Origin of the sequence: Brevundimonas sp., assembly GCF_044336875.1 — a bacterium.
Lineage (GTDB): Bacteria > Pseudomonadota > Alphaproteobacteria > Caulobacterales > Caulobacteraceae > Brevundimonas.
Window position 1 is genome coordinate 159,901 of the sequence record NZ_JBIIOP010000001.1, and the last position, 11,535, is coordinate 171,435.

General features: G+C 69.1%; 12 protein-coding genes. 4 read left to right on the top strand and 8 right to left on the bottom strand.

What is annotated here, in order from left to right; genetic code table 11:
• Nucleotides 1–117 precede the first annotated feature (117 nt).
• From ftsA to murC, 7 genes are all read right to left on the bottom strand, one after another.
• Nucleotides 118–1,410, bottom strand: a complete 1,293-nt coding sequence (ftsA, locus tag ACIQ1T_RS00825; protein ID WP_395943104.1) for a cell division protein FtsA — start codon at nt 1,408–1,410, stop codon at nt 118–120.
• Nucleotides 1,411–1,469: 59 nt separating this feature from the next.
• Nucleotides 1,470–2,360, bottom strand: a complete 891-nt coding sequence (locus ACIQ1T_RS00830) for a cell division protein FtsQ/DivIB (RefSeq protein ID WP_395942590.1) — start codon at nt 2,358–2,360, stop codon at nt 1,470–1,472.
• Nucleotides 2,348–3,289: a D-alanine--D-alanine ligase gene (locus ACIQ1T_RS00835; RefSeq protein WP_395942591.1), complete on the bottom strand. Its 942-nt coding sequence runs from the start codon at nt 3,287–3,289 to the stop codon at nt 2,348–2,350. The genes ACIQ1T_RS00830 and ACIQ1T_RS00835 overlap by 13 nt, the downstream gene beginning before the upstream one ends.
• A gap of 80 nt (nt 3,290–3,369) precedes the next feature.
• Complete coding sequence (gene murB, locus ACIQ1T_RS00840) at nt 3,370–4,284, bottom strand: UDP-N-acetylmuramate dehydrogenase (RefSeq protein WP_395942592.1); 915 nt, start codon at nt 4,282–4,284, stop codon at nt 3,370–3,372.
• Complete coding sequence (locus tag ACIQ1T_RS00845) at nt 4,281–4,676, bottom strand: type II toxin-antitoxin system VapC family toxin (RefSeq protein WP_395942593.1); 396 nt, start codon at nt 4,674–4,676, stop codon at nt 4,281–4,283. Before ACIQ1T_RS00845 ends, murB begins: the two co-directional genes overlap by 4 nt.
• Before the next feature lie 5 nt (nt 4,677–4,681).
• Nucleotides 4,682–4,918 carry a type II toxin-antitoxin system VapB family antitoxin gene (locus ACIQ1T_RS00850; protein ID WP_395942594.1) on the bottom strand — a complete coding sequence of 79 codons (237 nt, stop codon included), beginning with the start codon at nt 4,916–4,918 and terminating at the stop codon, nt 4,682–4,684.
• A gap of 67 nt (nt 4,919–4,985) precedes the next feature.
• On the bottom strand, nt 4,986–6,398 hold the full coding sequence (gene murC, locus ACIQ1T_RS00855) for a UDP-N-acetylmuramate--L-alanine ligase (protein ID WP_395942595.1): 1,413 nt from the start codon (nt 6,396–6,398) through the stop codon (nt 4,986–4,988).
• 169 nt (nt 6,399–6,567) lie between these two features.
• On the opposite strand from murC, the gene ACIQ1T_RS00860 reads away from it, so the two are divergent.
• Nucleotides 6,568–8,655: a carbon starvation CstA family protein gene (locus ACIQ1T_RS00860; RefSeq protein WP_395942596.1), complete on the top strand. Its 2,088-nt coding sequence runs from the start codon at nt 6,568–6,570 to the stop codon at nt 8,653–8,655.
• Entirely contained in the window at nt 8,648–8,893 is a 246-nt protein-coding gene (locus tag ACIQ1T_RS00865) for a YbdD/YjiX family protein (RefSeq protein WP_395942597.1), read from the top strand. The genes ACIQ1T_RS00860 and ACIQ1T_RS00865 overlap by 8 nt, the downstream gene beginning before the upstream one ends.
• A gap of 5 nt (nt 8,894–8,898) precedes the next feature.
• Here the strand turns inward: ACIQ1T_RS00865 and ACIQ1T_RS00870 are convergent, their stop codons facing one another.
• Complete coding sequence (locus ACIQ1T_RS00870; protein WP_395942598.1) at nt 8,899–10,200, bottom strand: S41 family peptidase; 1,302 nt, start codon at nt 10,198–10,200, stop codon at nt 8,899–8,901.
• Between the two features lie 169 nt (nt 10,201–10,369).
• On the opposite strand from ACIQ1T_RS00870, the gene ACIQ1T_RS00875 reads away from it, so the two are divergent.
• Complete coding sequence (locus tag ACIQ1T_RS00875) at nt 10,370–11,071, top strand: HAD family hydrolase (RefSeq protein WP_395942599.1); 702 nt, start codon at nt 10,370–10,372, stop codon at nt 11,069–11,071.
• A 125-nt stretch (nt 11,072–11,196) separates the two neighbouring features.
• Complete coding sequence (locus tag ACIQ1T_RS00880) at nt 11,197–11,511, top strand: hypothetical protein (RefSeq protein WP_395942600.1); 315 nt, start codon at nt 11,197–11,199, stop codon at nt 11,509–11,511.
• Nucleotides 11,512–11,535: the final 24 nt, after the last annotated feature.

Sequence of the window (11,535 nt, forward strand, 5' to 3'; positions counted from 1 at the left end):
ATGCCTCCTACGTGAGGCCGAAAAAGTTCAAGGATTGCCTGGATCGCTGTGGCGATCACCGAAGCAGCGCTGACGCCACGCTTCTAGGCCTTTTGGACGGCCCTGTTAGGCCCAAGCCTACAGATTATCCCGCAGCCAGCCCGCGACCCGCCCCACGACATTGCCGCGATGCACGCGTGGCGCGTCCGCCGCCGTGATCTGTCGCGCCATCAGCTTCCTGGCGGACACCGCCTCGCGCGGGCCATAGGCGGCCCTCAACAGGACGCCCGCCGTGGCGCAGAAGGCCGGGCCCGACGCGGCGTCGGCCAGGTGAGGCGCGCGCTGCGGCTTGCCCAGGCGCACGGGACGGTCGAACACCCGCACCGCCAGTTCCCGAACACCATTAAGCTGGCTGGCGCCGCCGGTCAGGACCAGGCCCGCGCCGGGCTCCAGCCCGACGCCGGCGTTCTTCAGCCGGTCGCGCAGCAGTTCCAGCGTCTCTTCCACGCGCGGAGCGATGACCGTCTTCAGCATGGCGCGCGGCACGATGACCGGGCCGGCCGAGGCGTCCTCGCCGCGCGGCGGCGCCTCCAGCATCTCGCGGTCCTCGTTGGCGCTGGCCATGGCCGAGCCGTGCAGGGTCTTCAGCCGTTCGGCCCCGACCTTGGACGTCGACAGGCCGCGCGCGATGTCCGAGGTGACATGGTCGCCGCCGACGTTCAGGCTCTCGATGTGCAGCAGGCTGCGCCCGCCCCAGACGGCGGCGCTGGTCGAGCCCCCGCCCATGTCGATGCAGACGGCGCCCAGATCCATCTCGTCCTCTTCCAGGGCGGCGAGCGACGAGACCACGGGGGCCGCGGCCACGCCCTGCAGATCCAGATGGGCCAACTCCAGACAATGGCTCAGGGTCGTGAAGACGTTCTCGGCCATCGAGACGACCAGCAGGTCCAGCCCCAGCGAGCCGCCGCGCATGGCGCGCGGATCATGGACGCCGCGCGCCCCGTCGACCGACCAGGCGATCGGCAGGACGTGGATCGGGCGGCGGTTGGGCAGGCGGATCTGGGCCAGGGCCATGCCGATGGCGCGCGCCAGATCGGCGTCCCCGACCGGATTGGCGCCCAGGGAGACGCGGGCCTGGACCCGGTGGCTGGCCATCTGGCCGATGGCCGTGGTGACGACGACGCCGGAGACCGGGCTCTGGGCCGCGCGCTCGGCGCGTTCGACGGCGTGGCCGATGGCCTGGGCCGCCTCGTCCATATTGATGATGGCCCCGCCGCGCACGCCCTTGGACTGGACATGGCTGGCGCCGGCGACGCGGATGGTGCGGTCGGCGTGGCGCACGCCGTCGGGCTTCATGATGAAGCAGGACACCTTGGACTGACCGATGTCCAGGGCGGCGATCACGGGGGCGCGGCCGGCGCGGGGGTCCATGCCCCGGCCCTGATCATTGGCTGCGCCGCGCTGCTTTGCCGACATTCTGGTCCTGGTCCTTAAGCGTCGCCGGTGGGTCGCACCGCGACCTCGTCCGGGGTTCTGAGATCGACCCGGGCGAAGCCCAGGTCGAGCAGGCGTTCGCGCTGATCCAGCGCATCGAGGCGGATCAGGGCCGCCTCCTGTTCGGTGGCGGGCAGCTGGATCAGGCTGCCGTCCTTGAGCCGCAGGTCCCAGCGGCGCTCGTCCACGCGGACCAGGGCGTCGATCCGGCCCATCAGGCGCGGACGCTGGGCCAGCAGGGGCAGGATCTCGCCCGCCGCCACATCGGCGCCCTTGCCCACCACCAGAGGCAGGCTCGGATAGCGGCGCGCGTCGGCGCCCGTGATCACCTGACCCCGGTTGTCGATCACCTTGATCTGGCCCGCCTCCTGCCAGACGGCGAGACGGTCGTGTTCCTTGACCTCGACGATCAGGGTGTCGGGCAGCAGGCGCACCACCCGCGCCTCCTTGACCCAGCCCACGCCCTGCACCCGGTCGCGGATCGCGCCCAGGTCCAGGCTGGTGATCGGCTGGCCGGAATAGAGGCCCAGGGCCTGCTGGATCGCCGGCTCGGCCTCGGCCGAGGCGCCCGTGATATGCACCCGCTTCAGCTTCAGCCCCATGCCGGCGGTCATGGTGTCGACCCCGTGCGAGACCGAGGCGGCGATCCGCTCGGCCCGCGCCCCGGTGGCCAGAACCCCGACCAGCAGAAGCGCGCCGGCGCCCAGGGCGATCACGGCGGTGCGGGGGGCGATGTCGATACGGCCGATGGCGGCCATCTTGCCGGGAATGGCGGACGCGTTACGAGGGGCGCCGCCACGCGAACGCCCGCCTCCTTTCGGAGCCGCGCCGCGTTGGGGAGCCTGACCTGAACTCTGTCGCCGACCGCCGCGAACTACCGCGGGCATGAGGCGTCCTCCACCATCCACCGAACCAGTTCTTCGTAGCTCATCCCGGTATGGGCGGCCTGCTCCGGAGCGAGCGAGGTCGGGGTCATGCCCGGCTGAGTATTGACCTCCAACAGGACCAGATCGTCCTTAACATCGTCATAACGGAAGTCGCTTCTGGACACGCCTCGGCAACCCATCGCCACATGGGCCAGCTCCGCCTGACGCAGGGCCTTCTCGAACACGGCGGGCGGCAGGACGGCGGGCAGGACGTGGACCGATCCGCCCGGCGCATATTTGGCCTCGTAGTCGTAGAAGCCCTTGGTCGGGGTGATGTCGGTCACGGTCAGGGCGCGCGGCCCGGCCGGCTCCCCGATCACGGTGACGGCCAGTTCCTTGCCCGGAATGAAGGGCTCGACCATCACCTGTTCGCCATAGGCCCAGCCCGGCTCGCCGACCTCGGTCACCGGACCGTTCGCCCCCTCGGGCACCAGGAAGACGCCGACCGAGGAACCCTCGGCGTTCGGCTTGACGATATAGGGGGGCGCGATGACATGGCGGCCGGCCACCTCGTGGCGATCATACAGACCGCCGCCCGGCACGGTGACGCCCGCCGCCTTCAGCACGGCCTTGGACTTTTCCTTGTCCATGGCCAGGGCCGAGGCCAGGACCCCGGAGTGGCTATAGGGAATGGCCAGGGTCTCCAGCACGCCCTGGACGCAGCCGTCCTCGCCCCAGGCGCCGTGCAGACAGTTCAGCACCACATCGGGCCTGATCAGGCCGGACAGGACATTGGCCAGATCGCGCCCGGCGTCCACGCGGCTGACGCGCACGCCCTGCCGCTCCAGCGCCTGGGCGCATTGCTCGCCGGAGGTGAGCGACACCTCCCGCTCGGCGGAAAGACCGCCCATCAGGACGGCGACATGAAGGTCTTTGAATGCGCGGGTCATGACGTCTCCGATTGCCGCCGACTTGCTTAACAGGCCGTCAACCATTCGCGCCCCGCGCTCAATTTTTGCGGGGATTCACTTCAGTCGTGGGAAGCCCGGCCGATCCGCTTGATTTCCCACTCCAGCTGAACGCCGGTCTTGGCCAGGACGTCGGCGCGCACCGCCTCGCCCAGGCCCTCGATATCGGCGGCGGTCGCCTCGCCGGGATTGATCATGAAGTTCGAGTGCAACTCGCTGAACTTCGCCCCGCCCCCGGTCTCGGCGCGCAGTTTTCCGCGCCAGCCGGCCTCGTCGACCAGTTTCCACGACGAATGGCCCTCGGGGTTCTTGAAGGTCGAGCCGCCGGTCTTCTCGCGGATCGGCTGGGTGGTCTCGCGCCGGCTGCTGATCTCGGCGATCCGCGCCGCCACGGCCTCGGGTTCGTCGGCCGTCCCGCGATAGGTCGCCTCGACCCAGAGGATCTCGGCCGGCGCCTCGGAATGGCGGTAGGTGTAGCCGAAGTCGGCCAGGGCGTAGTCGACCCGCTCGCCCCTGCGGTTCAGCCCCCAGGCCGAAACCAGCACGTCCTTGGTCTCCGAGCCGTAGCAGCCGGCGTTCATCGTCAGGGCGCCGCCGATGGTGCCCGGAATCCCCGCATAGAATTCCAGCCCGGCGATCCCCGCCTTCGCCGACGCCTTGGCCACCATGGAATCCAGCGCCCCCGCGCCGGCCGTGATCGTCTGGCCTTCGGTCGTGATCTGCGCCCAGGGACGGCCCGCCAGACGGATCACCACCCCCTCGACCCCGCCGTCGCGGACGATGACGTTCGACCCGACGCCCAGCACCGTCACCGGCACGGCCGGATCCAGCGCCTTCAGGAAATCCGCCAGATCCTCGGCGTCCGCCGGAATGAACAGGGCCTCGGCCTGACCGCCCACCCGGAACCAGGTGTAGGGGCCCAGAGGCTCGTCCCGCAGCAGCTTGCCGCGCACGGGGGGAAGGGTGATCTCGGTCATGCGGCTTCGATATCGGTCCGGGAAAAGTCGTCGCCCTTGAACAACAGGGGCGACCGCGCGTGGCGGGCGCAGGCATAGGCGAAACAGTCGCCGAAATTCAATGCCGCCGGGTGCCTCCCCTTGCCGAACCGGGCGTGGGCGTCGATGGCGATGTGGCGAGCTTCGGCGGGCACCGGCCGCACCTCGATCTTCATCATCGTCAGCAAGGCTTCCACCGCCGCTTCGGCCGCCTCCAGGGACAGGTCCAGTCCACGGCTGACGGCCATCGCCGTCTCCCAGACCGCCATCGGCGAGGTCGTGCGCGAGGCATAGGCGCCAATCCGCACGGCGAGATCGCGCGCGTCAGGCTCTTCCAACAGGATGGCGCTCAGCGCGGAGGCGTCGGCGAACATCGCGCCTACTCGTAGAGACTGTCGATGAAGGCCTTGTCCACCGGCTTGCCGTTCGGTCCGGCCCGAGCGTTCAACTCTCGCACGAAGGCCATGGCCCGCTCCACGTAGTCGTTCGGCGCCTCGACATGATCGAGTTCGCGACGCAGGGCCCGACGCACGGCCTCGGTCTTGCTGATCCGGGCGAGACGGCTCAGCCGTTCGGCCATCTGATCGACCTCGGGATCCTTCACATACAGCGCCATGACGCCCTCCAGGGATATACCGTCAGGCCAGAATATATACCTCCGGACGCCCCGGACAAGCCGGGCGTCAGCCCAGCGCCTCCAGCTGCGCCGGCAGGCCATAGGCCCAGCTGGTGATGTCGCCGGCGCCCAGCAGCACGACCACATCGCCCGGCTGCGCCTCTTCCTTGATCAGACGCGGCAGGACGGCGGCGTTCTCCAGCGCCTGGACCTGACGGTGGCCATAGCGGCGTATGCCGTCGGTCAGGGCGTGCTTGTCCACCCCCTCGATCGGCTGTTCGCCGGCCGGATAGACGTCGGCGACGATCACGCTGTCGGCGTCCGAGAAACTGGTCGAGAACTCATCCATCAGGTCGCGCAGCCGGGTGTAGCGGTGCGGCTGGACCACGGCGATCACGCGGCCTTCCGTCACCTGACGCGCGGCCTTCAGCACGGCGGCGATCTCGACCGGGTGGTGGCCGTAATCGTCGACGATGCGGACCCCGTTCACGACCCCCGTGGTGGTGAAGCGACGCTTGACCCCGCCGAAGCCGGCCAGGCCGGCGCGGATGGCCTCGTCCGACACATCCAGTTCGCGCGCCACGGCGATGGCGGCCAGGGCGTTGGACACATTGTGCCAGCCGGCCATCGGCAGATGCAGGTTCTCGATCCGGTGGGCCTCGCCGTTCTGGATCACGACGTCGAAGCGGCAGCCGTCCGGCCCCATCTGGCAGTTGTCGGCCCGCACCATGGCCTGGGGATTGACGCCATAGGTGACCAGCCGCCGGTTATCGATCGAGGCGACCAGCTTCTGCACCTCGGGATGGTCCAGGCAGACGGCGGCGAAACCGTAGAAGGGGATGTTCTCGACGAAATCCACGAAGGCCTTCCGCACCGCGTCGAAGTCGCCGTAGTGGTCCAGGTGCTCCGGATCGATATTGGTCACGATGGCGACGGTCGATTTCAGGCGCAGGAAGCTGCCGTCCGACTCGTCCGCCTCGACCACGATCCAGTCGCCGTCGCCGACCTTGGCGTTGGTGCCGTAGGCGTTGATGATGCCGCCGTTGACCACCGTCGGGTCCAGGCCCGCCGCATCCAGCAGGGCCGCGACCATCGAGGTCGTCGTGGTCTTGCCGTGCGTCCCGCCGACCGCGATGGAGAATTGCAGCCGCATCAGCTCGGCCAGCATCTCGGCCCGGCGCACCAGGGGGATGCGGCGCGCGCGCGCCGCCTTCATCTCGGGGTTCTCGGCCTTGACCGCGGTCGAATAGACCACCGCCGACACGCCTTCGCCGACGTGCGCGGAATCGTGGCCGATGAAGATCTTCGCGCCCAGCTTCTCCAGCCGTTCGGTATTGGCGCTGGCCTTGGCGTCCGAGCCCTGAACCGAATAGCCGATCTTCAGCATGATTTCGGCGATGCCGCTCATGCCGATGCCGCCGATGCCGACGAAATGGACGGGACCGAGGTCGAACGGGACGGGGCGAAGGCGAGCGATCATCCGATGCGCTTAGCAAGGGTTTGGACGGAATGCACGGGGGAGTGTCCTCGGCCTTTCCCTGCGGCCTTTCGCCCGAGCGATTTACGACTTTAGTCGATTGGCCTTGCGGAAACTTGTGGTGCACACAGGGGACTAGGGCCGCCACTGAGCCGGCCGGGAGGAGACCGTCGTGGGTAAATTGAGCACCCCCATCATATTCGGGGCCATCGCCATTCTGGGCGCGGTGTCACTGGGCATCATCGCCCTGCACCAGGGCGAAAGCATCAGCGCGGTCTGGATGGTGGTCGCCGCCGTCTGCACCTACGCCATCGCCTATCGCTTCTACAGCCGCTACCTGGCCAACAAGGTCATGCAGCTGCAGCCGTCGCGCCCGACCCCGGCCGTGCGCCGCGACGACGGCCTCGACTATGTGCCGACGCCCAGGAACGTCCTGTTCGGCCACCACTTCGCCGCCATCGCCGGCGCGGGCCCGCTGGTCGGGCCGGTGCTGGCCGCCCAGATGGGCTATCTGCCCGGCGTGCTGTGGATCCTGGTCGGCGCCGTCCTGGCGGGCGCGGTGCAGGACATGATGGTCCTGTTCATGTCCACCCGTCGCGACGGCAAATCTCTCGGGGACATGATCCGCACCGAGATGGGCAATATCCCCGGCATCATCGCCCAGGTCGGCGTGCTGATGATCATGGTCATCATCCTGGCCGTCCTGGCCCTGGTCGTGGTCAAGGCCCTGGCCGAGAGCCCGTGGGGCACCTTCACCGTCGCCGCCACCATCCCCATCGCCATCTTCATGGGCCTGTACACCCGCTTCCTGCGGCCCGGCCGCGTGGGCGAGGTCTCGGTGATCGGCGTCGTCCTGCTGATCCTGGCCATCATCGGCGGCGGCCATGTCGCGGCCGATCCCTTCTGGGGCCCGGCCTTCACCCTGACCGGTCCGACCCTGGCCATTCTGATGATGATATACGGCTTCATCGCCTCGGTGATTCCGGTCTGGCTGCTGCTGGCGCCGCGCGACTATCTGTCGACCTTCCTGAAGATCGGCGCCATCGTCGCCCTGGCCATCGGCATACTGATCGTGCGTCCGCACCTGCAGATGCCGGCCATCACCCCCTTCATCGACGGCACCGGCCCGGTCTTCGCCGGCGCCCTCTTCCCCTTCCTGTTCATCACCATCGCCTGCGGCGCCGTCTCGGGCTTCCACGCCCTGATCTCGTCGGGCACCACGCCCAAGCTGCTGGAGAACGAGAACCAGATCCCGCTGATCGGCTATGGCGCCATGCTGTGCGAAAGCTTCGTCGCCGTCATGGCCCTGATCGCCGCCACGGTCCTGGATCCGGCGGTCTATTTCGCCATGAACAGCCCGGTCGCCGTCATCGGCAATGATGCGGTCTCGGCCGCCGCCGCCGTGGCCCAGTGGGGCTTCCACATCACCCCGGGCGAGCTGGAGCAACTGGCCCGCGACGTGGGTGAACACTCCATCTTGTCGCGCGCCGGCGGGGCCCCGACCCTGGCGGTCGGCATGGCCCACATCCTGTCCGGCGTGATCGGCGGCAAGGCCATGATGGCCTTCTGGTACCACTTCGCCATCCTGTTCGAGGCCCTGTTCATCCTGACCACGGTCGACGCCGGCACCCGCGTCTGCCGCTTCATGATCCAGGACCTGCTGGGCGTCGCCGTGCCCAAGATGCGCGAGACCAAGTCCTGGGCCGCCAATGTCGTGGCCACGGCCCTGACCGTCGCGCTGTGGGGCTATTTCCTCTACACCGGCGTGGTCGACCCCCTGGGCGGCATCAACAGCCTGTGGCCGCTGTTCGGCATCGCCAACCAGATGCTGGCCGCCGTGGCCCTGATCCTGGGCACCGTGGTCCTGTTCAAGATGAAGCGCGAGAAGTTCGCCTGGGTCATGGTCGTCCCGGCGACCTGGCTGCTGATCTGCACCCTGACGGCCGGCTTCCAGAAGCTGTTCCACCCCGAGGTCCGCATCGGCTTCCTGGCCCACGCCAAGAAGTATCAGGACGCCCTCGGCGCCGGCGAAATGCTGGCCCCGGCCAAGACCGCCGGCGACATGCACCGCATCATCGTCAACGACTACGTCAACTCGGTCCTGACGGCGGGCTTCCTGTTCGTGGTCGTGACCATGGTGATCTATGGCGTCCTGGCCTGCCGCAAGGCCTATCTGAACAACCGCCCGACCGTGCGCGAATATCCCGAGGCGCACGAGCTGACGGCGGCCGACGAAGCGGCGGATGCGGCCCGTGCCTAGGATTGGGCCTGACCCGTCGCAAGACGACCTGCTCTGCCTGTGCCGCGCTGCCGCCCTGCGGTGGGGTCGCGGCGTCAGGCGCACGGCCGGGGCCATGATCGGCCAGCCGGACTATCAGGCCTATGTCGACCACGCGGCGGCGACCCATCCCGACCAGCCGCCGCTGGACAAGACCGCCTTCTTCCGCCTGCACGAACAGCGCCGTTTCGGCGGCTCGGGCAGTTTCAAATGCTGCTGACCTGATTAAAGCCCGCTGGGCTGATCCGCAGCCTGCACACGTTCGGCCTGGAGGGCGGCGATGGCCGCCTCCAGCGTCGGGTCCTCGCCCGAACGGCGCTGGGCCACGCTGCGGGGGGCCTCGATGTCCGGGGTGACGCCGCGCTTCTCCAGCCGCACCCCGCCCGCCGTGACGAAATTGGCCCGGCTCAGCGTCAGCTTGCCGCCGTCCGGCAGATCCGTCTCCTGGGCGATCAGGACCGAGCCTATGGTCTTCTCGCCCACGACGATGCCGCGCCCCGCCTCCTGCAGGGCCGCCGGCGTCAGTTCCGCCGCGCTGCGGCTGCCCCGGTCCACCAGAACCGCGACCTCGTTGGCCACCGGCGCGTTGCGGTCGCCGCAGTCGCCCGAGGCCCTCAGCGTCACCGGCCGCCCGGTCCGTCCCGTCCGGGTCGCCCAGACCTGATCGCGCGGCAGGAAACAGGTCAGTACGGACTCCGCCTCCCACAGCCGCCCGCCGGGATTGGCCCTCAGGTCCAGCACCACGTCCACGTCCGGCGGCAGGCCGTCCAGTTCGGACCCCAGCCAGCGGCCCAGGCCCGCGTCGAACTGTTCGACCGTCAGCACCAGCACGCCCGGCCGCGACTTGTCGGCCGTAAAGGGCTGCGGCCCGTCCATCAGGCGCGGCGTCAGGCGGGTATCGCGTCGCGCGCCCGTCTCGTCGGTCAGGACCAGCTGCACCGGCCGGCCCTCCTGCACCTCGACATCCGGCCCCCAGGGGCGGCCGTCGAGGCTGTCCAGGGTCCAGCCCAGTTGCACCCCCGCCTCTTCGGCCGGCGAGCCCTGACGCACCCGCTCCACCGTCCACAGATCGGGATCCTCGCCCCGCATCAGGGTCATGCCCATGACGGCGCGGCGGTCGTACTGGGTCTCCTGCCGGCGCACGGCGGCGGGCGGACTGGCCCCGGCGTGGCCGTCGTCCAGCAGGTCCAGCATTTCATTGATGCTGCGATACAGGCTCCGGTCGTCCGTCGCCGTCAGGGCCTGGGGCCGGAACCGCGCCCGCGCCGCCTCCCAGTCCACGCCGTGCAGGGTCGGGTCGTAATAGCCGCGCCGGACCTCGGTCCAGACCTTGTCGAAGACCCTGGCGTTCATCCGCGCCCGGTCGCGCGGCGGCGCCATCTGCACGATGTCGGAAAAGCGCGCGCCCTGCCCCTCGCCTTGCCCCTGTCCTTGCCCCGCGGCCGGCGCGGCCGAGACCGCCCCCGTCGCCAGCAGTAAGCTTAACGACAAGACGCTGGAAATACTCAGGAACCGACGGGCGCTCATGGCGAAATCCTTGGCCGAACCTCGCTCGCCGCGCAAATCACGAAGAGTGGCGCATTCTCGCCCCCTCCTGTCCGCCCCTCGTCCGTCCCCTGGTCCGCCTTGCCTTCGCCGCAGGTCCGCGCCAAGAGCCCGCACCGATTTGCCGCCGCCACCGCCCCGGAAGACGCCCATGCCCATCACCACGGTCGGCCTCGACGCCGACGACACCCTTTGGCACAACGAGACCCTCTTCCGCCTGACCCACGCCCGTTTCGTCGATCTGCTGGCCGACCACGGCGACGAGGCGACGATCGAGGCGCGCCTCGCCGAGACCGAGCAGCGCAACCTGCGGCTCTACGGCTACGGCGTGAAGGGCTTCACCCTGTCGATGATCGAGACGGCCATGGAGCTGTGCGACGGCGGCGCCCCGGCCGAGGTGGTGCGCGAGATCATGGCCGCCGGCCGCGAGATGCTGGCCCATCCGGTCGAGACCCTGCCCGGCGTCGACGAGACCGTCGCCGAACTGGCCGACAAATACCGCCTGATCCTGATCACCAAGGGCGACCTGCTGGACCAGGAACGCAAACTGGCCGCCTCGGGCCTGGGCGAACGGTTCAGCGCCGTCGAGATCGTCTCGGAAAAGGATCGCGGCGCCTATGAGCGCATCTTCGCCCGCCACGGCGCCCGCCCGGCCGAGGTCGTCATGGCCGGCAATTCGATGAAGTCCGACGTGCTTCCCGCCATCGCCGCCGGCGCCTTCGGCGTCCACATCCCCTACGCCGTCACCTGGGCCCACGAACTGGCCGATGCGCCGGAGAACGAGCCCCGCTACGTCTCCCTGGCCCGTATCGGCGAACTGCCCGACTGGATCGCGGCGATCGCGGACGCATAAGGTCTTGCCCCCCGCCCCCTCCCTCTCTAAACGGGCCGCTTAACCGACAACCCGACGCGAACTCCGCATGGCGACGCCCTGCGGCGGCTACGCGCGCGCAAAGAACCAAAGGAATTCGTCGCCTCGTGCTCGACCCCGACATCAGTCATGACGAACGCGACGCCATGGTGCGCGCGGCTCTGGCGGAACAGGGCGACAGCGGCGTGACCCCGCGGCACACGCGATTCTACTTCTTCGGCGAAGGCGACCACGGCGACCTGAACGAGGTCGCCCGTCGCGCCGGCTTCCTGACCAGCGGCGCCGACGATTCCACCACACTCGAGACCACCATGGCGGTGGACGAGGCGTCCTTCGCGGCGACCTCCGCCATGATGCAGACCTGGGCCGCGGCATTCCAGCTGGACTACGACGGCTGGGACTGCGCGGTCGTGACCCATTAGCGTTCAATAAGAAGAAGAGCTGGC

What these genes read in the sequence shown, in the direction of transcription:
- ACIQ1T_RS00830 (WP_395942590.1), bottom strand. Translation starts at nt 2,360, where the DNA reads ATGCCCGCGGTAGTTCGCGGCGGTCGGCGACAGAGTTCAGGTCAGGCT.
- ACIQ1T_RS00845 (WP_395942593.1), bottom strand. Translation starts at nt 4,676, where the DNA reads ATGTTCGCCGACGCCTCCGCGCTGAGCGCCATCCTGTTGGAAGAGCCT.
- murB (WP_395942592.1), bottom strand. Translation starts at nt 4,284, where the DNA reads ATGACCGAGATCACCCTTCCCCCCGTGCGCGGCAAGCTGCTGCGGGAC.
- ACIQ1T_RS00870 (WP_395942598.1), bottom strand. Translation starts at nt 10,200, where the DNA reads ATGAGCGCCCGTCGGTTCCTGAGTATTTCCAGCGTCTTGTCGTTAAGC.
- ftsA (WP_395943104.1), bottom strand. Translation starts at nt 1,410, where the DNA reads ATGGACCCCCGCGCCGGCCGCGCCCCCGTGATCGCCGCCCTGGACATC.
- ACIQ1T_RS00850 (WP_395942594.1), bottom strand. Translation starts at nt 4,918, where the DNA reads ATGGCGCTGTATGTGAAGGATCCCGAGGTCGATCAGATGGCCGAACGG.
- murC (WP_395942595.1), bottom strand. Translation starts at nt 6,398, where the DNA reads ATGATCGCTCGCCTTCGCCCCGTCCCGTTCGACCTCGGTCCCGTCCAT.
- ACIQ1T_RS00835 (WP_395942591.1), bottom strand. Translation starts at nt 3,289, where the DNA reads ATGACCCGCGCATTCAAAGACCTTCATGTCGCCGTCCTGATGGGCGGT.
- ACIQ1T_RS00875 (WP_395942599.1), top strand. Translation starts at nt 10,370, where the DNA reads ATGCCCATCACCACGGTCGGCCTCGACGCCGACGACACCCTTTGGCAC.